Annotated in this window: 20 protein-coding genes; 16 read left to right on the top strand and 4 right to left on the bottom strand. The window is 65.3% G+C overall.

What is annotated here, in order from left to right:
- Together ACREB4_RS08465 and ACREB4_RS08470 are read right to left on the bottom strand one after the other, a co-directional pair.
- Window positions 1-2,057 (bottom strand): calcium-binding protein (locus ACREB4_RS08465; RefSeq protein ID WP_431587779.1); only part of this gene is annotated, 2,057 nt, incomplete at its 3' end.
- Between the two features lie 682 nt (window positions 2,058-2,739).
- The gene (locus tag ACREB4_RS08470; protein WP_431587780.1) at window positions 2,740-4,065 is read right to left on the bottom strand and encodes a polysaccharide biosynthesis C-terminal domain-containing protein; all 1,326 of its coding nucleotides are present in this window, start codon (window positions 4,063-4,065) and stop codon (window positions 2,740-2,742) included.
- Between the two features lie 74 nt (window positions 4,066-4,139).
- On the opposite strand from ACREB4_RS08470, the gene lysS reads away from it, so the two are divergent.
- The 13 genes from lysS to ACREB4_RS08535 all read left to right on the top strand — a co-directional run bounded on the left by lysS (window position 4,140) and on the right by ACREB4_RS08535 (window position 19,396).
- Window positions 4,140-5,678 carry a lysine--tRNA ligase gene (lysS, locus tag ACREB4_RS08475; protein ID WP_431587781.1) on the top strand — a complete coding sequence of 513 codons (1,539 nt, stop codon included), beginning with the start codon at window positions 4,140-4,142 and terminating at the stop codon, window positions 5,676-5,678.
- Window positions 5,679-5,691: 13 nt separating this feature from the next.
- The gene (locus ACREB4_RS08480; protein WP_431587782.1) at window positions 5,692-7,845 is read left to right on the top strand and encodes an FUSC family protein; all 2,154 of its coding nucleotides are present in this window, start codon (window positions 5,692-5,694) and stop codon (window positions 7,843-7,845) included.
- A 63-nt stretch (window positions 7,846-7,908) separates the two neighbouring features.
- Window positions 7,909-10,107 carry a molybdopterin-dependent oxidoreductase gene (locus ACREB4_RS08485; protein WP_431587783.1) on the top strand — a complete coding sequence of 733 codons (2,199 nt, stop codon included), beginning with the start codon at window positions 7,909-7,911 and terminating at the stop codon, window positions 10,105-10,107.
- Window positions 10,108-10,135: 28 nt separating this feature from the next.
- Complete coding sequence (locus ACREB4_RS08490; RefSeq protein ID WP_431587784.1) at window positions 10,136-10,756, top strand: hypothetical protein; 621 nt, start codon at window positions 10,136-10,138, stop codon at window positions 10,754-10,756.
- Window positions 10,753-11,316 carry a TlpA family protein disulfide reductase gene (locus tag ACREB4_RS08495; protein WP_431587785.1) on the top strand — a complete coding sequence of 188 codons (564 nt, stop codon included), beginning with the start codon at window positions 10,753-10,755 and terminating at the stop codon, window positions 11,314-11,316. The genes ACREB4_RS08490 and ACREB4_RS08495 overlap by 4 nt, the downstream gene beginning before the upstream one ends.
- A 121-nt stretch (window positions 11,317-11,437) precedes the next feature.
- Window positions 11,438-11,887: a type II 3-dehydroquinate dehydratase gene (gene aroQ / locus ACREB4_RS08500; RefSeq protein ID WP_431587786.1), complete on the top strand. Its 450-nt coding sequence runs from the start codon at window positions 11,438-11,440 to the stop codon at window positions 11,885-11,887.
- 69 nt (window positions 11,888-11,956) lie between these two features.
- Window positions 11,957-12,412, top strand: coding sequence for an acetyl-CoA carboxylase biotin carboxyl carrier protein (gene accB, locus ACREB4_RS08505; protein ID WP_431587787.1), 456 nt, complete (start codon window positions 11,957-11,959; stop codon window positions 12,410-12,412).
- 10 nt (window positions 12,413-12,422) lie between these two features.
- Window positions 12,423-13,775 (top strand): acetyl-CoA carboxylase biotin carboxylase subunit, encoded by a 1,353-nt coding sequence (accC, locus tag ACREB4_RS08510; protein WP_431587788.1) that lies wholly within the window; start codon window positions 12,423-12,425, stop codon window positions 13,773-13,775.
- Between the two features lie 27 nt (window positions 13,776-13,802).
- Complete coding sequence (gene prmA / locus ACREB4_RS08515) at window positions 13,803-14,729, top strand: 50S ribosomal protein L11 methyltransferase (protein WP_431587789.1); 927 nt, start codon at window positions 13,803-13,805, stop codon at window positions 14,727-14,729.
- Window positions 14,730-14,866: 137 nt separating this feature from the next.
- On the top strand, window positions 14,867-15,790 hold the full coding sequence (locus tag ACREB4_RS08520; protein WP_431587790.1) for an esterase/lipase family protein: 924 nt from the start codon (window positions 14,867-14,869) through the stop codon (window positions 15,788-15,790).
- 103 nt (window positions 15,791-15,893) lie between these two features.
- Window positions 15,894-17,354: a zinc-ribbon and DUF3426 domain-containing protein gene (locus ACREB4_RS08525; protein ID WP_431587791.1), complete on the top strand. Its 1,461-nt coding sequence runs from the start codon at window positions 15,894-15,896 to the stop codon at window positions 17,352-17,354.
- A 12-nt stretch (window positions 17,355-17,366) separates the two neighbouring features.
- Complete coding sequence (locus ACREB4_RS08530) at window positions 17,367-18,275, top strand: carbohydrate kinase family protein (RefSeq protein WP_431587792.1); 909 nt, start codon at window positions 17,367-17,369, stop codon at window positions 18,273-18,275.
- Between the two features lie 95 nt (window positions 18,276-18,370).
- Window positions 18,371-19,396 carry an endonuclease/exonuclease/phosphatase family protein gene (locus ACREB4_RS08535; protein ID WP_431587793.1) on the top strand — a complete coding sequence of 342 codons (1,026 nt, stop codon included), beginning with the start codon at window positions 18,371-18,373 and terminating at the stop codon, window positions 19,394-19,396.
- 28 nt (window positions 19,397-19,424) lie between these two features.
- Here ACREB4_RS08535 and gpmA read toward each other — a convergent pair whose 3' ends face one another.
- The gene (gene gpmA / locus ACREB4_RS08540; protein ID WP_431587794.1) at window positions 19,425-20,168 is read right to left on the bottom strand and encodes a 2,3-diphosphoglycerate-dependent phosphoglycerate mutase; all 744 of its coding nucleotides are present in this window, start codon (window positions 20,166-20,168) and stop codon (window positions 19,425-19,427) included.
- A 76-nt stretch (window positions 20,169-20,244) separates the two neighbouring features.
- On the opposite strand from gpmA, the gene ACREB4_RS08545 reads away from it, so the two are divergent.
- From ACREB4_RS08545 to ACREB4_RS08555, 3 genes are all read left to right on the top strand, one after another.
- Window positions 20,245-20,655 (top strand): rhodanese-like domain-containing protein, encoded by a 411-nt coding sequence (locus ACREB4_RS08545; protein ID WP_431587795.1) that lies wholly within the window; start codon window positions 20,245-20,247, stop codon window positions 20,653-20,655.
- Between the two features lie 108 nt (window positions 20,656-20,763).
- The gene (grxC, locus tag ACREB4_RS08550) at window positions 20,764-21,021 is read left to right on the top strand and encodes a glutaredoxin 3 (RefSeq protein ID WP_431587796.1); all 258 of its coding nucleotides are present in this window, start codon (window positions 20,764-20,766) and stop codon (window positions 21,019-21,021) included.
- A gap of 211 nt (window positions 21,022-21,232) precedes the next feature.
- Complete coding sequence (locus ACREB4_RS08555) at window positions 21,233-21,784, top strand: hypothetical protein (protein WP_431587797.1); 552 nt, start codon at window positions 21,233-21,235, stop codon at window positions 21,782-21,784.
- Between the two features lie 18 nt (window positions 21,785-21,802).
- Here ACREB4_RS08555 and ACREB4_RS08560 read toward each other — a convergent pair whose 3' ends face one another.
- Window positions 21,803-23,857, bottom strand: coding sequence for a CocE/NonD family hydrolase (locus ACREB4_RS08560; protein WP_431587798.1), 2,055 nt, complete (start codon window positions 23,855-23,857; stop codon window positions 21,803-21,805).
- Window positions 23,858-23,866 lie beyond the last annotated feature (9 nt).

Here is a 23,866-nt window from a genome sequence, read left to right on the forward strand (position 1 = left end):
TTGCCGACAGAGGCATCGTTGACCGAGTAGATGTAGTCCTGCCCATCACCCTTGCCAAACACGAAGGTGTTGTTGCCAAGACCACCATTCAAATTGTCCGCACCAGCGCCACCATCCAGGGTGTCGTGGCCGCCCTCACCGTACAAGGTATCGTTGCCGTTGTCGCCAAAAAGCAAGTCATCACCCTCGCCAGCGCTGAAAGAATTACCCGCTGCATTGCCGACGTAGATGTCTTGTGCTCCTGAGCCAGTTGCATCTGTGCCAGCAAATACTCTCAATTCGGTGAGCGTGGTCCTCAGGGGTGAGTCGGTTGCCAGGGCATTGACCCATTGTCCCAATTTCCCCAAGCCATCAAATCCCACAGAACCGAGTGTGTTGAATCCGTACCGGCTCAACTCCACCAAATCAATCAACGCATTCTTAGCATCAGTGGTTTTGTAGGCATCAAGCTTGGTGTCCAAAGCCGAGAAATCAAACCGAATCCCCGCGTCATCCACTACCAGCTTGACCGCATCAAAATACGGTTGCAGCCGCGTTTGCACGACCAGCGCGCTGTAAACAGACTCTTTCAAAGCCCCGTAGGCGTTGTTGAGCAAGGCCACCACCGGCGCGGCGATGTTGACCGACGTGGCGTTGGCCCACTGGGTCAAGGACATGGCGCCATTGAACTGCTCAAGGGCGATGATTTTCTTGTAGAGATCGGGCTGGCTGCTGGCGAAGGCCGCGATGCTGGAGGCGTTGGTCGTGGCCGACGCACTGGTCTGCATGAGGGACGTGGCCCCCCATTTCTGGATGAGCTGGTCGATCAAGGCCATCTGCGCATCGCGCGTCGTGGCTTGCTTGAATTGCGTCACGATGGTCGCGAGCGCGGCGCCTTGAGGCGTGTCCAGGCTCATGGCCTCTCGCAGATCCCGCACTTTGCCGCTGCCCCTCATCTCGGGCAGGCCTTTGGCCGTGGCCGTCACAGTGACGTCGTGGGGGAATTCGCGGTAGAAAGGGTTGTCGACCAGGTTCAGGTTATTGGCGGAACTGTCGCCGGCAATGCTGACGCTGTCGATCACCGTGGATTGAAGTCCGCCCGTGCGCGTCACCACGGCTTGGCCGGTGACGCTGTTGCCTGTGCTGCCCAAAGGGGTGGACGTGGTCGTTGGCGTCAGGCTGATGCTGGCGATGTTCTTGGCGGCCAGGGTGCTCAATTCGCCCGCTTGGCTGATGCCGTCCTGGTTCAAATCCTGCCACACACGCACTTGGCTGAATGCAGTGTCGCTCGCGTCGAACACGGTGTCGCCATTGGTGTTGAGCGCACTGAGGGCTTCAAAGCCCGACGTGGCCTTGCGGGTGACGCCGCCCACCGTGATGTTGGTGTCCACACCGAACAGTTCCAAGCCACTGTCGATGGTGCCGTTGCCGTTCAGGTCGCGCACCAACCAGGCATCGGTGGCTTGGAGCCAGCCCGTGCCGGTTTTGATGCCATCGCCGTTGTGGTCGAACAAAATGGGTGAGGCCGGGTTGATGCCGACGGTTTCGATGCCGTTTCCGGTCAGGTCGATGGCCAATGGGTCGCGGGGGCGGTAGGTTGTGGCGTCGCGGTAATTATTATTTGCGCCTGGAGAGACGTTTCTATGATATGCGCTTTTTTGGTAATCATCTATTATTTTTGGAATAAATGTCCAAGGTTGGTCTCCATTTTTGACGCCATCAATAAAGGTATCGAAAGCATCCTGAATAGCCACATCATTTCGGTTATAAAAAACCCACGCCCCAGCAGCAGCGATAGCAACTGCAGTCAATGGAATACTTGCACCTATCCCCCCTGCTAACAAACCTGCCTCTACAAGAGTGACACCTGCACCGAAAATAGCCCCTTCTATTGCAGCAGTGACCGCAATAACATCTGCGGATGTCGCGGTTCCGTCAGCCAAATTGTTATATAAATTGATCGCCTCCGCCTCTGCCATTACTACACCTACAGCAGCACCTGCAACTGCTGAGCCAACGGCTCCTCCCACGTAATTTCCAACAGTGGTAGCAACCTGCTTTATGATGAAATCAGACATATTTAACTCCCATGTAAGCTATTATAAATAACGCGAAACTAGCAAACCATGTGCGCACCAAAACAAAAAACATAAATTTACTAGCGTCAACCTTGCGCCAATCTATTCTTCCAGCGTGATAAACCATCCACTCATTACGTTGAGAGAATTCATTATTTGAAAAAATATAGCCCACGAAAATTAAAAATGAGCTAGCAATTAACAACAACGTCGCAATAAATAATAAATTATTCATATTAATTTTACATCCAAGATCAACAAGCAAAGCAATTTCTTACTCATCATCGAATGAGACACCAAACCAGCTTGCAAAGCTACCCCCAAAAGAGGGGTAATGGCGTTATGATCAAACCCCACCGTAAAACAGAAATTTAGTTACTCTCGCAACAAAAATATAGATTAACCACGACACCAAAGAATCTTCCATCAACCTAACAAACTTTGGGAATCGACATACATCACTAAAGAGTGCTTTCCAGCTTTAGCAACCAGGGCGCAACTCACAGTCCCGAGCAAAGCTTGACGTACTTTCTTGACCACCGGTCAACAAGAGCCGCTTGCAGTCAGACCAAATTCAGCGAATCAGTCGACTTACGATGTGCAACCAAGGCAGACGCAGCATCGCACGACCAAAAAGAAAACAATGCTTCCGTGGCAGCCAAGTTAACTCACCACTGGATGCTCACATCCGCGTCAACGCCGTCGTCCAAAGCGCCCTGACCGGCAACCCCGCCTGCCGCAGAAACACCCCATACGCCACCACAATCGCCACGATGTACCCCGTGCTGGACGCCACGCCCGCGCCCAGCGCCCCCATCTCCGGCACCAGCACCCACCCCAGCCCGAAACTCACCAGCAGCGACAGCCCAGCGATGCCGCCCGACAAATGCGGACGCCCCAGGTGGTTGGTGTAGAACGCCGACAGGCTGGACGCCGCCGCATAAGCCGCCACCCCGGGCAGCAGCGCCGCCAGCGGCATCACCGATTCGGCATAGGCCGGCCCCATCACCAGCGGCAAAGCCCACCAGGCCAACCCCAACAAGATGGGCGCGGCCAGCACGGTGGCCAACACATTGATGCGGATCGCCTGCACCGTCATGCTGGAGGCGATGCGCACGTCGGGGTGGCCAATGCGCGCATAAGCCGACACCGTGACGGACTGCGACAGCAGCCACAGCAACTCGGCCACCGTCACCGCCACGGAATAGGTGCCCACCGCACCCAGGCCTTGGAAGCGCTCGACCAGGAACAGCGAGGCCCGGTAGTTCAACAAACTGACGACATTGGTGACGCCGATGGTGGCCACGAAGCGCCAGTCTTGCCACCACACGGTCGGCGCCTGGTTGACGACGATGCCCTCGTCGCGCCGGTCGGCATCGTGCAAGGCGTAGATCGCCGTCAGCACCGCCACCAGCGACTTGCCACTGACCCAGGCCATCAGCACCACCAGCACGGTCGAGGTGTGGCGGCCTTCACCCTGGCTGAACCACCAGGCCACCGCCAGGCCGCTCAGCACCGAGGCCGGCGCGGCCACCTGCGCGGCGTTCAGCGGCCACATGCGGCCCTGGCCCAGCCACAGGCCGGTGGCCGTGGGCACCAGCAGCAAGAAGGGCGCGGCCAGGGCCAGCAGCCACAGTTGGGCATAAGGCATCTTGTCGGCCCACCAGGACACGGCCAGGAGCACCGCCGAGGCCACCAGCCCCAGCGCCAGCGCCGCCCGCAGCACGCTGCGCAACATGGGCCGCGCGTGCACCGCCTGGCCAGCCAGTTGACGCGACATCTGCCGGGCCAGCCACAGGCCCAGCCCCGAAAACAAGGTCAGCATGGCCGATTCGACCGCCACGAACAGGGCAAAAGCGCCTTGCACACGCGGCCCCTGGCGCGCCACCAGCACGGTGATGCCCAGGCCCAGGCCCACGATCAACAACTTGGCCAACAGGTTGCCCAGGGCGGCCCGAGGCACGCTGGCCCAGGCGTTCTTCAAAGCCCGCAAAACTTGAATCGACATGGCGGGCATTGTCGCCCAGCCCACCGGGCGGCCAGGGTTTCATACAATCGCCCATTCACCCAAGCCCAGACCCTATGACCACGCCCAACGCCCCCACCACCCCTGATGTCGCCCACGCCCAAGCCGCCGAGGCCCCCGTGGACACCAACAAGCTGGTGGCCGAACGCCGCGAAAAACTCGCCGCCATCCGGGCCCAGGGCATCGCCTTCCCCAACGACTACAAGCCCACGCACCACGCCGCGCCCCTGCATGCCGCGCACGGCGCCACCGAAGGCCCCGAACTGGAAGCGCAAGGCATCGCCGTCAAGCTGGCCGGCCGCCTGATGCTCAAGCGCGTCATGGGCAAGGCCTGTTTCGGCACTTTGCAGGATGGCAGTGGCCGCATGCAGGCCTACATCACGCTCGACGCCGTCGGCGCCGAGTTGCTGAACGCTTTCAAGCACTGGGACCTGGGCGACATCCTGGGCGTGGAAGGCACGCTGTTCAAGACCAAGACCGGCGAGCTGTCGGTCAAGGCCAGCAGCATTCGTTTGCTGACCAAATCGCTGCGCCCCCTGCCGGACAAGTTCCACGGCATGACCGACCAGGAGATGAAGTACCGCCAGCGCTACGTCGACCTGATCATGGACGAATCGTCGCGCGCCCGCTTCAAGGCCCGCAGCAACGCCATCTCGGCCATCCGCCAGTTCATGGTCGACCAGGGCTTCCTGGAGGTCGAGACGCCCATGCTGCACCCCATCCCTGGCGGTGCCAACGCCAAGCCTTTCACCACGCACCACAACGCGCTCGATCAAGAGATGTTCCTGCGCATCGCGCCCGAGCTGTACCTGAAGCGCCTGGTGGTGGGCGGCTTCGAGCGCGTGTTCGAAATCAATCGCAACTTCCGCAACGAAGGCGTGTCCGTGCGGCACAACCCCGAGTTCACGATGATGGAGTTCTACGCGGCCTATTGGGATCACCGCGACTTGATGGACTTCACCGAGCAGGTGCTGCGCCACGCCGCGCGCGCCGCCGCCGGGACCACGCAGCTGAGCTACGGCGGCCAACCGGTGGACCTGGAATCGCCCTTCGCCCGCCTGAGCGTGCGCGATTCGCTGGTGGCCCACGCCGGTTTGACCGCGCAAGAGGCCGATGACGAACAGGTGCTGCGCGCCAAGCTCAAGGCCCACGGCGAAGAAGCCCCGGCCCACCGCAGCCTGGCCGAACTGCAGTTCGCCATGTTCGAAGCCTTCGTCGAAGAAAAGCTCTGGCAGCCCACCTTCATCATCGACTACCCCGTGGAGGTGTCGCCCCTGGCGCGCGCCTCGGACACCAACCCGGCCATCACCGAACGCTTCGAGCTGTTCATCACTGGCCGCGAGTTCGGCAACGGCTTCAGCGAGCTGAACGACCCCGAAGAGCAGGCCGCCCGCTTCGCCGCGCAGGCCAGCGCCAAGGACGCCGGCGACGAAGAAGCCATGTACTTCGACGCCGACTACATTCGCGCGCTGGAACACGGCCTGCCGCCCACCGGCGGTTGCGGCATCGGCATCGACCGCCTGATCATGCTGCTGACCGACGCGGCCAACATCCGCGACATCATCCTGTTCCCGGCCCTGCGTCGCGAAATCTGACGCACGACACGGCGTGATCCCCGCACGCGCCATCCCCTTCCCCTGGCGCTTGCCGGCGCCGCTGCTCAATGGCGCGAGCGTGGGGGTGGGCCTGGCGGTGATCACGGCCGTGGTGGCCAGCCTTGGCGGCATGCCGGCTGCAGTGGCGGCCTCGTCGGGCGCGGCCGCGGCCAGCGTGGCCGACACCGTCTCTACCCCGCGCGCCAAAACGGCGCAAATGGTGCCAGCCGTGATCGGCAGCGTGCTGGTGGCCGCCCTGGTCGCCCTCACCCACGCGCAGCTCTGGGCCTTGACGGCCTGCGTGCTGCTGGTCAGCTTCACCGGCGTGATGTGGAACGCCTGGGGCAAACGCGGCGGTCCGCAAACCTTCGCGATGGTGCTCTCGCTCGTCTTCCAGATGGCGGCCTACGCCAGCCACCCGATGGATGCCCAAGCCACCTGGCAACACCTGGCCTGGGTGACGGTGGGGGCGCTCAGCCTGGCCCTGTGGTCCCACTTGAGCGCCATGGTGCTGGCCGGCCGCTACCGCACCCTGGCCCTGGTCGACAGCCTGAAAGCCCTGGCCCAACTGATGCGCACCCAGGCCGCCTGGACCACCAGCGTCGGACAGCAAATCGGGCCGAGTGCCGCGCCAGACGCGTCGCTGCTGCCCCTGGTGCGCCAGCAGGCCGCCATCGCCGACGTGTTCCAAAGCGCCCGCGACCTGCTTTACAGCCAGGCCGCCAAAGCCCCGCAAGGCAGCCGAACGCTGCGCCTCACCTCGGCGCTGTTCCACATCGTCAACCTGCGCGACGTGGTGCTGGCCTGCCAGCTGGACCTGGACAGCCTGCCCGCCAACATCCACGCGCAACGCAGCCTTCAGGCCCTTGCCCAGACCTTGGTCGACCAGGCCAACCACCTGGACGACCTCGCCCTGGCCCTGCGCAACCACACCCGCTTGCCCGAAGCACCGCCCTGGCCGGCCGCGCCCTGGCCTGACCACGACGCCCGCCTCATCTCATTGGGACGGCGCGCCCGGTACATGCTGCAACTCGGCCAGGACATCTCGGCCAGCCTGGCCAAGAACAGCCAACCCCCGCCCGTGGACCCGGCGGTGCTGGTCACGCTGGTGTCGCCCACCGACTGGACACTGGCGCCCCTGAGGGCGCAGTTGAACTGGCAATCGCCCGTGCTGCGGCATGCCCTGCGCGCCACCCTCGCCATGGGCTGCGCCGACGCCCTGGCCCACTGGCTGCCCTGGACCAGCCACCCACACTGGTTGCTGATGACGGTGGCCGTGGTCATGCGCGGCAACCTGGAGCAGACCCTGGCCCGGCGCGATGCCCGCATCCTCGGCACGCTGGTGGGCTGCGCGCTGGCCTCGGCGCTCTTGTGGCTGAACCCCGGGGCCGCGTGGCTGTTCGCCGTGCTGGCTTTGTCGCTCAGCTTGGCGCATGGCTATGTGCAACGCGACTACCGCATCACGGCGGCCTCCGGTGCCTTGCTGGCGCTGTTGCAGGCCCACCTGTTCACCCCCAGCCATCACCCGGCGCTGTTCGTCGCGGGGGAACGCCTGGCCGACACCTTGATTGGCGCGGGGCTGGCCTGGGGCTTCAGCTATGTGCTGCCTTCGTGGGAGAAGAACCGCCTGCCGGACCTGGTTCGCCGCCTGCTGAAGGCCCAGGCGCACTATGCCCACCATGTGCTGCGCTGGCACCAGAACCACCCGCAATCCACCCGGCGCAGCCACGCGCGGCGCGAGGTCTACGACGTGCTGTGGCTGCTGGCCCAAGCCCTGGAACGCGTGAAGAAAGAACCCCGGCGGGTGCGACCCCGCGACCTCGAGCTGGACACCGTGCTGATCCGCAGCCACCGGCTCATCAGCCACCTTGCCGGCATCAAGGGCTTGCTGACCACGCGCCAGGGCGAGCTTGACCAGGCTCAAATCCAGCCGGCCTTGCTGGCCACCGGCCAGCGGCTCGAAGCACTGCTGACCTTGCAGGAACAAGAAACCGCCGCTGGCGATGCGCCATCGCCGACATCCGATGCCAGCCCGGACATCCTCCTGGAGTTGCCGGCAGCCCACGCGGCGCCAGGCCCTTGGCTCTTGCACCGCCTCTCGCAAACCGTGGGCGAAGCGCGGGCCCTGTCGCTGGCCGCGAAGGCCGTGACTCGGGCCGGCGACTGAGTCAGCCGGGCTCGCTGAAAAGGGATAGCATCGTGCCCACCTTGGCTTCCCGCGGTCGGCATGATGCAAAAACCCCTTTCGACCTCTGCAGACGCTCCCCTTGAAACCCGCCAGGGGGTCTGCAACCTCTGCGAGGCCATCTGCGGCCTGAGCTTCCAGGTGCAGGGCGAGCACATCGTGTCCATCAAGGGCAACGATGCCGACCCGTTCTCACGCGGCCACGTCTGCCCCAAGGCCGTGGCCCTGAAAGACGTGCACGAAGACCCCGACCGCCTGCGCCGCCCCGTCAAACGCGTGGGCCAGGGCACGGATGCCCGCTGGGTCGAGATCTCCTGGGACGAAGCCTTTGACCTGGTCGCTCGCGAACTGGTGCAAGTGCGCCAGCAACATGGCGCCAACGCCGTGGGCGTCTACCAGGGCAACCCCACGGTGCACAACTGGGGCAACATCACGCACGGCCCCCTGTTCATGGGGCAGCTCAAGACGCGCAACCGCTTCTCGGCCACCTCGGTCGACCAGTTGCCCCACCACCTGACCTCGTACTGGCTGTACGGCCACCAGTTCCTGCTGCCCATCCCCGACATCGACCGCACGCAGTACATGCTGATGCTGGGCGGCAACCCGCTGGCGTCGAACGGCAGCATCATGACCGTGCCCGATGTGCGCAAGCGCCTCAAGGCCCTGCAGGCGCGCGGCGGCAAGCTGGTGGTGGTCGACCCGCGTCGCACCGAGACCGCCGCCATCGCCGACGAGCACCTGGCCATCAAGCCCAGTGGCGACGCGGCCTTCCTGCTGTCCATGGTCCACGTGCTGCTGAACGAGTCGCTGGCCAAGCCTGGCCACCTGCTGCCCCTGCTCAAAGACCTGGAGGCCTTGAAGGCCGCCGTGGCGCCTTTCAGCCCCGAAGCCACCGCCGCCCAATCGGGCATCGACTCGGCCACCACCCGCCGCCTGACGCGCGAACTGGCGCAGGCCGAATCGGGCGTCTGCTATGGCCGCATGGGTGTGTCCACCCAGGTCAATGGCGTGGTGTGCCAATGGGCCATCCAGGTCATCAACATCTTGACGGGCAACCTGGACCGGGAAGGCGGCGCCCTGGTCACGCACCCGGCGATCGACCTCGTCAAGACCGGCCTGATCGGCCCCGGCCACGTGGGCGTCTGGCACAGCCGCGTGCGCAAGGCGCCCGAGTTCGGCGGCGAGCTGCCCGTGTCGGTGCTGGCCGAAGAGATCCTCACGCCCGGCCGCGGCCAGATCCGCGCCATGGTCACCTCGTGTGGCAACCCGGTGCTGTCCACGCCCAACGGCCAGCAGTTGGACCAGGCCCTGGCCCAACTCGACTTCATGGTCTCGGTCGATTTCTACATCAACGAGACCACGCGCCATGCGCACGTCATCCTGCCGCCCACTTGTTTCGTCGAACACGACCACTACGACCTGGTTTTCATGCACTTCGCGGTGCGCAACGTGGCCCGCTACAGCCCGGCCATCCTGCCCAAACCCGAAGGTGCCCTGCACGACTGGGAAATCTACGCCGGCCTGGCCAAGCGCTATGCACAGCACGCTTGGGCGCTGGAGCGTGGCGGCACCACGCAGCGCCTGAAGGGCATGCTGACACGCTCGGCCATGAGCCGCCTTCGGCCCGACCAGCTGCTGGCCCTGGGCCTGCGCAAAGGCGCCTACCCTTTGCGCATGAAGCAATTGCGCGCCGCGCCGCAGGGCATCGACCTGGGGCCCTTGCGGCCCGGGCTGGTGCAAGGCCTGAGCAAGAAGGGCCGCGCGATCCCGCTGCTGCCCGCCGCCATCGCGGGCGAACTGCCGATGCTGGCCGCCACCCTGCCCGGCGCCGCGCCCGACGCCGACAGCCTGACCTTGATCGGCCGACGCGACGTGCGCAGCAACAACTCCTGGATGCACAACAGCGAACGCCTGGTGTCGGGCAAAGCCCGATGTGTGCTCTGGATGCACACCGAGGACGCCGCCCGGCGCGGCCTGGTCGATGGCCAGACCGTGCAGATCATCTCGCGGGTGGGCCAGGTCGCCGCCCCCGTGTTCATCACGCCCGACATCCGGCCTGGCGTGGTCAGCCTGCCGCACGGATGGGGGCATGGCCGCCAGGGCGTCAAGCTGGGCGTGGCCTCGCGGCACGCCGGCGTCAGCCTGAATGATCTCACCGACGACCAGTTGACCGACCGTTTGAGCGGAAACGCGGCCCTCAACAGCCTGACAGTGCGTGTGGCGGCGCTGGCGCAAGCCACCTGAGGCGCTGCCCGGTCTTTAGAATGCGCGGATGAACGCGCCCTTCCATGACCAGCCCTGCACCCGCGCCGACGAGATCGCGGCCACCGCCGCCCGCCTGGTGGTGGAAGAGGGCCTGGAATACGGCCCCGCCAAGCGCCGCGCCGCCAAGCAACTGGGCCTGAGTGGCAAGGGCGACCTGCCCGACAACGACCTCATGGAAGCGGCCGTCTTCGACTACCTGGCCGTGTTCTGCGCCGACACCCAACCGCAAGAGCTGGCGGCCCTGCGGCGCCTGGCAGCCTTGTGGATGGAACGCCTGCAGGAGTTCCGCCCCCACCTGAGTGGCGCCATCTGGCGCGGCACGGCCACCCGGCTGAACGATGTCCACCTGCAGCTCTACTGCGATGATTCCAAGTCCGCCGAGATCGCCTTGCTCAACAAGGGCATGGACTACGATGTCGGCAGCGTCCCCGGCCCCCGGGGCGACATGGTCGATTGCCTGAGCCTGACCGTGGACTGCCCCGAATTGAACGAACCCATCGGTCTGCACCTGACCATCCTGGACTACGACGACCTGCGCGGCGCCCTCAAAAGCGACGGCAAAGGCAAGACCGAGCGGGGCGACCTGAGCGCCCTGCGGGCCCTTTTGGACACCACACCGACACCATGACCGCTGATTCCCGACAAAACACCCGCCGTGCCCTTTTGGCCAGCGTCGGCCTGGCCGCCGCGGCCGGTGGCGGCTGGTGGGCCCTGAAACACCAGGCCGGCGCCCCTTCCAACAGCGCCAAATCGGTCGGCGAACCCTTGCCCTCCGCTTTCTGGACCAAGCAGTTCGACACCCTCGCCGGCCCGGCCCTGGCACTGTCCAGCCTGCAGGGCCGTCCTTTGCTGCTCAACTTCTGGGCCACCTGGTGCCCGCCCTGCGTCAAGGAAATGCCTGAACTGGACCGCTTCCACCGCGAATTCAGCGGACAAGGCTGGAACGTGCTGGGCCTGGCCATCGACAGCCCAACCCCGGTCAAGGGCTTCCTGACCAAGAAACCAGTCGGATTCCAGATCGGCCTGGCGGGTTTCGGGGGCACGGAACTGGCTGAAGAACTGGGCAACACCGCCGGCGGCCTCCCCTTCACGGTGGTGATCGACGCCCAGGGTGGCATCCGCCAGCGCAAGATGGGCCCGACCCATTTTGACGAACTGGCTGGCTGGGCCCAAAACCTCTCCGCTTGACGCTTTGGCGGACTCAACCCGCCCCAACCAAGGGGGATCCAGGGTTTTGAGGCCAATTGCGCGTAAAATACGTTTACTTTCATTTTCTTGACTGAAGGCTCACCCCCTAAGTCAACGACGCATGCAGATTCTTGTTCTCCATGGTCCCAATCTGAACCTGCTGGGCACCCGCGAGCCCCAGGTCTATGGCACCACCACCCTGGAGCAGATCAACACGGGCTTGACCCAGCACGCCGCCGCCCGCGGTGCCGTGCTGTCGGCCTTTCAAAGCAACCACGAAGGTGCGCTGATCGACCGCGTGCATGCTGCGCGCACCGATGGCACGCGCTTCATCGTCATCAACCCCGGCGCCTACACCCACACCAGCGTGGCCTTGCGCGATGCCTTCGCTGGCGTCGGCCTGCCGTTCATCGAAGTGCACCTGTCGAACGTGCACCGGCGCGAACCCTTCCGCCAACACTCCTATTTTTCCGACATCGCCGAAGGCGTGATCGTCGGATTGGGCGTGCTGGGCTACCAGTTGGCCGTCGATGCGGCCCTGGAACGCCTCGGCGCCCCACCTCGCGGCTGAGCCCCACCGGCCTCGCCCCTCCCCATTCCCTGAGCCTTTGCTCGACCGACTTCCTGGAGATCCCAGATCATGGACTTGCGCAAACTGAAAACCCTCATCGACCTCGTCTCGGAATCGAACGTTTCCGAACTGGAGATCACCGAGGCCGATGGCAAGGTTCGCATCGTGAAAGCCGGCGCCGCCCCCGTGGTGATGATGCAGCCCATGCAGGCGCAGCAGCAACCCATGGCCGCTGCCTCAGCGCCTGCCGCCGCAGCGGCACCAGTCGCGGCTGAAGTGCCCGAAGAAACCGGCCACGTGGTGAAGTCACCCATGGTCGGCACCTTCTACCGTTCGTCCAGCCCGGGCGCCAAGGCCTTTGCCGAAGTCGGCGACCAGGTCAAGGAAGGTGAACCCATCTGCATCATCGAAGCGATGAAGATCATGAACGAGATCGAGACCGACATGGCCGGCACGGTCACCAAGATCCTGGTCGAGAACGGCCAGCCGGTGGAATACGGCCAACCCTTGTTCGTCATCGAATAAGGCGCCTCCCATGTTCAAGAAAATACTGATCGCCAACCGGGGCGAGATCGCCCTGCGCATCCAGCGCGCCTGCCGCGAGATGGGCATCAAGTCGGTCGTGGTCTATTCCGAGGCCGACCGCGAAGCCAAGTACGTCAAGCTGGCCGACGAGGCCGTGTGCATCGGGCCTGCCGCCTCGGCGCAAAGCTACCTGCACATGCCCTCGATCATCTCGGCGGCCGAAGTGACCGACGCCGAAGCCATCCACCCCGGCTACGGCTTCCTGTCGGAGAACGCCGATTTTGCCGAGCGCGTCGAGCAAAGCGGCTTCGTCTTCATCGGCCCGACGCCTGAGTCGATCCGCGTGATGGGCGACAAGGTCTCGGCCAAGCAGGCGATGATCAAGTCGGGCGTGCCGTGCGTGCCCGGCTCCGAAGGCGCACTGCCCGACGACAACAAGGAAATCATCCGCATCGCGCGGGCCATCGGCTACCCCGTCATCATCAAGGCGTCAGGCGGTGGCGGTGGTCGCGGCATGCGCGTGGTCCACACCGAAGCCGCGCTGATCCACGCGGTGCAGACCACCAAGGCCGAAGCGGGGGCCGCCTTCGGCAACCCGGCGGTCTACATGGAAAAGTTCCTGGAGCACCCGCGCCACATCGAAATCCAGATCATGGCCGACCAGTTCAAGAACGCGGTCTGGCTGGGTGAACGCGATTGCTCGATGCAACGCCGCCACCAGAAGATCATTGAAGAAGCGCCGGCACCTGGCATCCCCCGCCGCAACATCGAGCGCATCGGCGACCGCTGCGCCGCCGCCTGCAAGAAGATCGGCTACCGCGGCGCGGGCACCTTCGAGTTCCTGTACGAGAACGGCGAGTTCTACTTCATCGAGATGAACACGCGCGTGCAGGTCGAGCACCCCGTCACCGAATGGGTCAGCGGCATCGACATCGTGCAAATGCAGATCCGTGTGGCCGCTGGCGAGAAACTGCCCTGGACGCAGAAGCAGATCACGCAGCGCGGCCACGCCATCGAGTGCCGCATCAACGCCGAAGACCCGGTGAAGTTCGTGCCCTCGCCCGGCCGCATCACCACCTGGCACCCCCCCGGCGGACCTGGCGTGCGCGTCGATTCGCACATCTACGCCGGCTACTTCGTGCCGCCCAATTACGACTCGATGATCGGCAAGATCATCGTGCACGGCGACACACGCGAGCAAGCCCTGGCCCGCATGCGCACGGCCCTGTCCGAGACCGTGATCGAAGGCATCCAGACCAACATCCCGCTGCACCGCGAGCTGATGGTCGACGCCAAGTTCGTCGAAGGCGGCACCGACATCCATTACCTCGAACACTGGATGGCGGCGCGCAAGCAGCGCTGATCCTGGTCCGCAGAAAAGCAGCACACCATGCATGAACTCACCCTGCTGGCCGCCGAGGCCCAGGTCGACATCCTCAGCGACGCCTTGATGGAGCTCGAAGCCCTGTCGGTGTCGGTGGAAGACTTCGATGCCGACACCGAGCGCGAAGAGGCCCTGTGGGGCGAGCCCGGCATGCCCGTGGAGCGCGAAGCTTGGGAGCGGTCGACCGTCAAGTCCCTGTTCCCCGACGAGGCGCAGGCGCTGGAAGCCGTGACCCTGATCCTGGCGCAAGATTGGGCCACCGACATCCACGTGCAAGGCATCCAGGAAGTCGAGGACCAGGACTGGGTGCGCCTGACGCAATCGCAGTTCGCGCCCGTGCCGGTCACCGACGATTTCTGGATCGTGCCCACCTGGCACGACGTGCCCGCCACGGCCAAGACCGTGATCCGCCTGGACCCGGGCCTGGCCTTTGGCACTGGCACACACCCGACCACGCGCATGTGCTTGAAGTGGATTGCCCGGCATCCCGAAGCCCTGCAAGGCCAGCGAGTGCTGGACTACGGTTGCGGCTCCGGCATCCTGGCCATTGGCGCGGCCCTGCATGGCGCGGCCGTGGTGGACGCGGTCGACATCGACCCCGCCGCCGTCGAGTCGACCCTGGCCAATGCCGAGGTCAACCTCAAGAACGTCGACACCAAGCTCAACACCGGCCTGCCCGACCTGGTGGGCGAAGCCCAGGCCGCCTACCCGGTGGTGCTGGCCAACATCCTGGCCACGCCGCTGAAGCTGCTGTCGCCGCTGCTGTCGGGCCACGTGGCACCGGGCGGCCACATCGTCATGGCTGGCATCCTGGCCCGGCAAGAGGCGGAGCTGAAAGAAGCGTATGCGGCCGTCGGCCTGCAACTGAGCGTGGCCGATGAAGACGATGGCTGGATCCTGATGACGGCCACCCGCGGCACGCAGACCCGCTGACCTTCCCCGCAAGCCTGGCCGCCAACGCCCCCGCGAATCCGGGGGCGCCCCGCGCCCAGATCAAGGGTCTTCAGGGATGCGGGGCATGCTCGGCTCCACGATGATTGTTATATTCAACAACAATCAAGCGAGCCCACATGCCCCAACGACTCCAACGCCTTGCCGCGCTGTCCCTGGCCGCCCTGGCCATCGCCTTCGCCGCCCCCATGGGCGCGCAAGCGGCCACCACCGTGGCCAGCAAAGAGGCGCAGACCCGCTACCCGATCGTGCTCGTGCATGGCCTGATGGGCTTTGACAGCATCCTGGGCGTCGATTACTGGTACCAGATCACCGATGCATTGCGCAAGTCGGGCGCGACCGTGCTGGTGGCGAAGGTGTCGGCCGTCAACGACAACGATGTGCGCGGAGAACAACTGCTGCAGCAACTCAAGTCCTGGCAGGCCGCCAAGGGCTACGGCAAGTTCAACCTGATCGGCCACAGCCAGGGTGGCCCGACCGCCCGCTATGCGGCCGGCGTGGCCCCCGGCCTGGTCGCCAGCGTCACCGCCGTGGGCGGCCCGCACGTGATCGACACCTCCCTGCCACCGGATGGCATCATGCAATTGCTGTCGACCCAGCCCGGCCTGTTCACCTCGGCGGGCGCGCTCATCGACTGGCTGTCGGGCTCGTCCAAGCTGCCACAAGACCCGGCCGCCCTGGCGGCCTGGGCCTCGGACACCGCCGCCTTCAACGCCCGGTTTCAGGCAGGTGCCCCCACCCAGCCCTGCGGCCAGGGCCCCGAACTCGCCAGCAATGGCATCTACTATTACTCGGCCACCGGCAACCAGGCCAAGACCAATGCCTGGGATCTGCTGGACGGCATCCTGAAGGAGGCCACCGTGCCCAGCGATGGCCTGGTCACCGTTTGTGCCGCGCATTGGGGCAAGGTCCTGCGCGACGACTACCCCTGGAACCACCTCGACGAGGTCAACCAGACCTTCGGCCTGATCGGCAAGGGCGCGCCAGACCCGGTGGCGTTCTACGTGCAGCAGGCCGGGCGCCTCAAGTCGAAGGGACTCTGAAAACGAGCCGCCGCATCGTCCAGGCACCGGACGCTCGGTCGCTTCCCCCACAAGGGCTAACCGGGGTCGGAACACCCCTCGGCTCGTGGCATCATCCAGCGCCATGAGCCTGGCCACCCGATGCACCCACTGCGGAACGATCTTCAAGGTCGTGCAAGACCAATTGAAGGTCTCCGAAGGTTGGGTGCGTTGCGGCCGCTGCACCGAGGTCTTCAACGCCCTGCCCGGTCTGTTCGACCTGGACCGCGATCCGCCGCCCCAGCGTCCCGCGACGGCGCCGCCCAGGCCAGATCCCACACCGCCTCCACCACCGCCGCCCGAACCCGCGCCGGAACCTGCGGCCGACTCCACCTGGCCGAACACCGCGCCCGCGCCTCACCCGGAACCCAACCGTTTCGGGCTGGAAGACAGCCTCCCGGACCACGCCCCGATCGACGACCTGCTGTCGGCCACGGACTTCGAGCTCGACACCTCGGTGGCCATGCCCGGCCAGCCCGAGCCGCCCCCACCGGCCTTCGAAAACGACGCACCCGAGCCCCAGGTCAGGTTCTACACAGAGCCCCACGCCGCGCCCAGCCCGCCGGAGTTTCTGCCCAGCAACCTGCCGGTCACCGACGAGTCCGACGCGCTCGATTCCCGCTACCTGATGCCTTCGGAGTCCGACCGGCCCCAAAGGCGCCGCCGTCGCCGGGGCCCGGACTTCGCCGACGCGCAGTTCCCCACCGACGCCGCGGGCGGGGTGCAGGACGATTGGGCCTCGGACTTCGGGCCGTCGTCCACGCCCTACATCGACGAGCCGCCTCCGGTGCCGGTGGCTGCCCCCGTGGCGCCGGCCAAGGCGCCGACGAGCCACGCGACGTCCACCGAGGATGCGGGGACCACCGAGGACGCCACCGCGTCCCGGTTCAGCGAAGACTTCGTGCCCGAACAGGCGCTCAAGCCGCCCAGCCAGCGCAAGGGCCGCCCGGGCACGCGTGGCCGCGACCCTGCCGCCAAGACCCCCGAGTTCTTGCGCCGAGCCCAGCGCCGCGCCTTCTGGCGCCACCCGGCCACCCGCACCGTGCTGTCGCTGATCGCCCTGAGCCTGCTGCTCACCTTGGCCCTGCAGGCGGCGCACCAGTGGCGCGACCTCATCGCCGCCCACTACCCTGAGACCCGCCCCTACCTGGCCCAATGGTGCGAGTCGGTCGGCTGCAAGATCCAGCCACCCTTGCGCATCGACCACCTTCAGGTCGACAGCGCCACGCTGGTCCGCACCAACTCCGAAGGGGCCGACACCTACCGCCTGGTCGTCGTCGTGCACAACCGCGCGCCCATCGGGCTGGCCTGGCCCGACGTCGACCTGACCCTGACCGACACCAATGGCGCCGTCGTGGCCCGCCGCGCTTTCTCGCCACGCGATGCCCAGTGGGTCGACAGCGCCGATGCCAAGGCCGACCCCGAGGTGGCGCCTGGCCCCGTGCCCGCCGCTGTCCCGGCCGACCGCAGCACCACCTTGCAATGGCGCCTGGAAGCGCCCAACCTGAAACTGGCGGGCTACACCGCCGAGCTCTTTTACCCTTGAGGAATCTTCACCATGTCCGTTCTGATCTGCGGCTCGCTGGCCTTTGACACCATCAGCACCTTCGACGGCCGTTTCGCGCAGCAGATCCTGCCCGACCAGCTGCACATCCTCAACGTGTCCTTCCTGGTGCCCACGCTCCGGCGCGAGTTCGGCGGCTGCGCCGGCAACATCGCCTACGGCCTGCACCAGCTCGGTGGCCAGCCCGTGGTCATGGCCGCGCTGGGCGTCGACGGCGACTCCTACCGCGAGCGCATGCAGCAATGGGGCGTCAGCCTCGAGCACGTGCTGACCGTGACCGAGAGCCACACCGCCCAGGCCATCATCATCACCGACCAGGACAACAACCAGATCACGGCCTTCCACCCCGGCGCCATGCAGCACGCCGACAAGCTGGTGATCAAGCCCGACGTGGGCGTGCAGCTGGCCATCATCGGCCCCGATGGCCGTGATGCCATGATCCAGCACGCCGCGCAGTTGGCCGACGCCAAGATCCCCTTCGTGTTCGACCCGGGGCAGGGCCTGCCCATGTTCGATGGCGACGACCTGAAGCGCTTCGTCTCGCAAGCCACCTGGGTGGCCGTGAACGACTACGAGGGCAAGATGCTGGCCGACCGCACCGGCCAAAGCCTGGCCGAAATTTCGAAGTCGCACCTGAAGGGCCTGATCGAGACCCTGGGCGCCGAAGGCTGCAACGTCTACATCCAGGGCGAGAAAACCCACGTGGCAGGCGTCAAGGCCGCTGCCGTGCTCGACCCCACCGGCTGCGGCGACGCCTTCCGTGGCGGCCTGCTCTATGGCCTGTCCAATGGCTGGGACCTGGTCAAGTCGGTGGCCCTGGCCAACCGCATGGGCGCGCTCAAGATCGCCGTGTCCGGCCCGCAGAACTACACGGTCGACCGCGCCGCGCTGCTGGCGGGCTGATCCTGCGCAAAGCGGCACACTGCCGCTTTGCCGCCGCATGCCCCAGAGGGCGCTCGCCAATGAAGCGCCCCTTCATCCAATCAGAGGAATCTCCCATGCTTTGTTTCTCCAAGCGCCGCGCGCTCAGCGTGCTGGCGGTGCTCGCGTCCGCCTGGGGTTTGCTCAGCGCCTGTTCGCAGACCCAGGCCGCCGGCCAAGGCGACGCCCTGCGCCTGGCCACCTGGAACCTGGAATGGCTGCTCACGCCCGCCGACCGCGCCGACCTGGGCAACCGCTGCACGCGCCAGCAGCCCCGCAGCGACGAACGCGCCCTGCCCTGCACGCCCGGCAAGGCCCAGGCCCCCACGCGCACCCGGGCCGACTTCGATGCCCTGGCCCGCACGGCCACGCAGTTGCACGACGTGGTGCAAGCCGATGCCGTGGCCCTGCAGGAAGTGGATGGGCCCGTGGCGGCCCGGCAGGTGTTTCGCCAGGGCTGGACGCTGGACTGCTTCGTCAAGCGCGCCCACCCGCAAAAGGTCGGCTTCGCCATCCGCGAAGGCACACCCTACCGCTGCAATGGCGACCTGGCCGCTCTGGACGTGGACGGCGGCACCCGCGCCGGCGCCGATGTAACGCTCCATCCCGGCACGCCGCGCGAGGTGCGTCTGCTGGCCGTGCACCTGAAAAGCGGCTGCTTCGACGGCAAGCTGGACCGCCAGTTCGCCCCCTGCCAGCGCCTGCGCCAGCAAGTGCCCGTGCTTGAGCGCTGGGTGGACGAACGCGTGCGCGACGGCAAGGCTTTTGCCATCCTGGGCGACTTCAACCGCCACCTGGACAAGGATTCGCACTACCCCGCCGGGCCCGACGAATCGCAGCCTTTGAACCTGTTCAACGCCTTGAGCGACAACGAGCCCGCCGGGGCCGTGCTGGTGCGCGCCACCGAAGGTGCGAGCAGCATTCCCTGCAGCGCGGACGACCGCCACACGCGCTACATCGACGACATCCTGGTCAGCGAGACGCTGGCCAGGCGCGCTGCCCGGCGACAGTTCACGCGGCTGCCTTTCGCCCCCGAGGACCAGGGGCGGCAACTGTCCGACCACTGTCCGGTGGTCTACAGCTTGATCGGCTTGGGCCGTTGAGGCGGTGACGTTCGCCGAAAAAGCCGAATCAAGCCTTGCCCTGGCTCGCCACCGCAGCCGCCGCCTTGGCGATCGACTCCGCATCGCCCAGGTAGTAGTGCCTGATCGGCTTCAGTTCGGCGTCCAGCTCGTACACCAGCGGGATGCCGTTGGGGATGTTCAGCCCCACGATCTCGTCATCACCGATGTTGTCCAGGTACTTGACCAGCGCGCGGATGCTGTTGCCGTGCGCGGCCACCACGATGCGCTTGCCCGCCTTGATGGCCGGGGCCATGGATTCGTTCCAGAAAGGCAGCACGCGGTCCACGGTGTCCTTCAGGCATTCGGTCAGCGGGATCTGCTCGGGCTTGAGCTTGCTGTAGCGGATGTCCTGGCGCTGGCCGCGCGGGTCGTTGGCGTCCAGTTCGGGCGGCGGCGTGTCATAGCTGCGGCGCCACACCAGCACCTGCTCGTCGCCATACTGCTTGGCGGTCTCGCCCTTGTTCAGGCCCTGCAGGCCGCCGTAGTGGCGTTCGTTCAGGCGCCAGCTGTTGACCACGGGCAGCCAGGGGCGGTCCATCTCGTCCAGCGCGTGCCACAGGGTGTGGATGGCGCGCTTGAGCACCGAGGTGTAGGCCACGTCGAATTCATAGCCTTCGGCCTTGAGCAGGCGGCCGGCCTGTTTGGCCTGTTCGACACCCGTGGGCGTCAGGTCCACATCGGTCCAGCCGGTGAATCGGTTTTCGAGGTTCCAGGTCGATTCGCCATGGCGAATCAGCACAAGCTTGTACATGGCTTCAAGTCCGGTCGCGTAAAGGGAGTCGGAGATTATAAAATCCCATGTTTGCCATTCACACGAAAGATTTCCCATGAGCTACCTGCTTGAGAACTGGTACTGGCTTGTCGCAGCCTTGGCCTCCGGGGGCCTGCTGTTGTGGCCCCAGATCAAGGGTGGCGCCAATGGCGGCTTGAGCCCCGCGGACGCGGTTCACCTCATCAACCGCGAAAAAGCCCAGGTGATCGACGTGAGCGACACCGGCGAATTCGCCGCCGGCCACGTGGTGGGGGCCAAAAACATCCCCCTGGACACCCTGGCCGACAAGGTCAAGGGCCTGCCGTCGAATAAAACGATTCCCTTGGTCGTGGTGTGCGCCACGGGCGCCCGCAGCGCCAAGGCTGTGGCCCAGCTCAAGACCATGGGCCACGAGAAGGCCCAGGTGCTGGCCGGCGGCCTGAAAGCCTGGCGCGAAGCCAACCTGCCGGTCGAAAAAACGGCCTGATGCCTCAAAAATGGCACCCGCGTGGTGCCCACACTCCCCAGACGGTCATGCACGGCGCAGGACAATGTCACCTGATTGATTTGATTTGTTGAACTGAATCGAGCCGCCATGCAAGCCGTCAAGATGTACACCACCCAGGTCTGCCCCTACTGCATCCGGGCCAAGATGCTGCTCAAGCAGCGCGGTGTCGACACGATTGAAGAAATCCGCGTTGACCAGGACCCCGCCCAACGCATGCACATGATGGAAATCACCGGCCAACGGACCGTGCCGCAAATTTTCATCGGAGGCACCCATGTGGGCGGCTGTGACGACCTGATCGCGCTGGACCAGCGCGGCGGCCTGATGCCCTTGCTGGGCGCCTGACGGCAGCCTGGGGCAAGGTGCTGCGCAACGACTACCCCTGGAACCACTTCGACGAGGTCAAGCAGGTCATGGGCTTGATGGGCATGGGCGCGCGCCCGATCCGGTGGCGTTCTACCGACAGCAGGCGGCCCGGCTGAAAGCCTTGGGGTATTGAGCCAAAGGGAGGCCTGGCCGGGATCAGTTACATTGATTCCAAACAAGCGAAGCCTCCATGGAAGACCCCAGCAGCAACCCCTTTTCACCGCCCAAGGCCGTGGTGGCCGACGTGCCCACGGCGCCCTACCAGCAGGGCACGCCCTTCTTCGCGGTGTCCACCCGCAAGCTGGCGGTGATGTTCCTGTGCACTTTCAGCCTCTACCAGTATTTCTGGTTCTACAAGAACTGGAAGATCCTGCGGGATCAGCAGCGCGAGAAGCTGTCGCCCGTGCTGCGCACCGTCTTCGCACCCGTTTTCTGCTATGCGCTGTTCTCGCGCATCCGCCGCCACGACGCCGCGCCCGCCGATGCCAAACTGGCCGCCGGGCCCTTGTCCGTGGTGTGGATCGTCTTGTCCCTGCTGGGCAACCTGCCCGAGCCTTATTTCTTCCTGGGCTTCTTCTCGCTGGTGCCGCTGCTGACCGTGCAGACCGTGGTCAACGACATCAACGCCGTCGCCGCCAAGGGGCACGACCCCAACAACGCCTTCTCGCCAATCAACTGGCTGGCGATCGTCATTGGGGTCCTGTTCACGCTGCTGGCCTTGGTGGGCACCCTCATCTCCTGAGGCTCACCCGCTTGTCCGTCACTTCAAGGCACTGACCGGCACCAAGGGCAGAACCAGGCTGGAAGGACGGCTGGGATCGCTGTAGATCGTGCTGACATTGCCATCGGCCTTCAACTGCTGCGGCGTGGGCCAGACACCTTGAGCCTGGTTGCTGGCACTGATGGCGATGCGCAGCTTGTGGCCCTTGCGCACCAGCACCGCGGCGGGGAAGACTTCCACCGGCACCAGCATGGGCTGACCGGGCACCACGGCCTGCTTGGCCGCCATGGTGAACGGGTGCCAAGGCTGGACCATCACGCCATGGATGTAGCGCGAACGGCTGGGATCGACCGCACGGTGGCTGGCCGACTGCAGGCCGGTCGAGATGGGCGTGGCATTGCCCCACACATCCACGTCGTCGATGCGCACCGCCAAGGCCGCCTCGGTGTTGGTGGCCGACATCCAGATGTCGGCTTGCATCGGGCCATTGATGTACATGTCGGCCGCGAGCGGTGCAGTTTGGTAGATCAACGCCTTCTGCGCTTTCTCGACCGTGTTGCTGTTGGTGAAGCACAGCTTGGGCAGTAAGCCGCCAATGCCCAGCGACCACTGCACATAACTGGAAGAGCAATCGCTGCCGTCGTTCAGCGTGACCTTGGCCTGCACCGTCTTGCCGGTGTCGCTCTTGTTGTAGGTCACCACGGGGGCCTGGGGCTCGGCGATGGTGTGGCTGGCCTCGGACGCCGTGGGCGCCGTGGTGGTCAGGCTCATGTTGCCGCGTAGGTAGTAGCGCTGCGGGGCGGCCTGGGGGTGCGGCCAGTCGGTCGTGCTGGCAAAGCTCTTGCCCAGCAGGCCGGAGCCGTCCACGTACTGCGTGACGTTGGGCAGGGCCGCGGCGCCTGTGTTCATGCCCATCAGGTACTGGTCAAACCATTGCAGCATCAGGTACTTGGTTTCGGGCGCGCCCTTGGCGATGGCGTCGTTGGAATCCTTCTGCGCGTTCAACACCGCCTGCACGTGGGCGCCGGGCACGATCAGCAATTTGGTGGTGACCTTGTTCTTCAACTGCTCGTACAGCAAGGGCTCGTCGCGCTGGAAGATGTCGTTGGTGCCGCCCACGATGAAGGTCGGCACATTGATCTTGGCGGCGTTTTCCAGCGGCGAGCGCACCGACCAGAAGTCACCATCGTCCGTGGCATAACCCGTCATGCCCCCCAGCGAACTGCCGACCGTGGGCAGGTACCAGCTGTCAATGGCGGCGATGTGCTCCTGGGTGACCCCATCGAGTTGCGACGCCAGTTCGGGATGCAGGCTCTTGGCGATGTCGTTCTGCACGCTCAACGCCTGCGTCAACGGCAACCACAGGCTGATGAACTGCGCGTTCAACAAGCCGCCCACCCCCACCGTGCCACGGTAGGCATCGCCCATCGGCACTTGCGCGAACACGGCCTTGACCGCCGGGTTCTGTTGCTGCGCGGTCAACAAGCTGGTGATGCCCAGGTAAGAAGTGCCCGCCAGGCCCAGGTTGCCGTTGAACCAGGCCTGCTTGGTCACCCACTCGACCGCCTCACCATAAGCCGCCTGCTCGGCGTTGCCCAACAAGGCGCCCTGGCCGTCGGACATGCCGGAACCCAGCACATCCACCGCGACCGAGATGTAGCCATGCTTGATCATGAACTCGTCCTTGCCACCGACCAGCAAGGTGTTGCCGGTGACGGCAAAGCCGCCCAGCAACTGGCCCAGGTCGATGCGGTAGGCGGTCTGCGTCAGGATGGCGGGAAAGGCGCCCGCCACAGGTTTGCCATTGCCATCGGCCGGCACGGACACCAGCACCGCCAGCTTCTGGCCGTTCTTCATCGTGATGAACTGCAGCGGCAAGGTCACGGCCTTGGGGTATTGCTCGGCGCGGCCATAGTCCTTCCAGGTCGCGCTGCCATTGCCCGTGATCGCGGGGTTGGCCTGGCTGAGGCTGCCGCGCGTGCCCAGGGTGGTGGTGCCGGGTGCGGCAAACGCGGCGGCGGTCAGGGCGGACAAGACCGCGGCGGACAAACTGCGGAGCGCGAACGCGCGCAAACCTGCTGAGGATGTGGACATGGTGAGAGG

Origin of the sequence: Aquabacterium sp., from assembly GCF_050725395.1 — a bacterium.
GTDB lineage: Bacteria > Pseudomonadota > Gammaproteobacteria > Burkholderiales > Burkholderiaceae_C > Aquabacterium.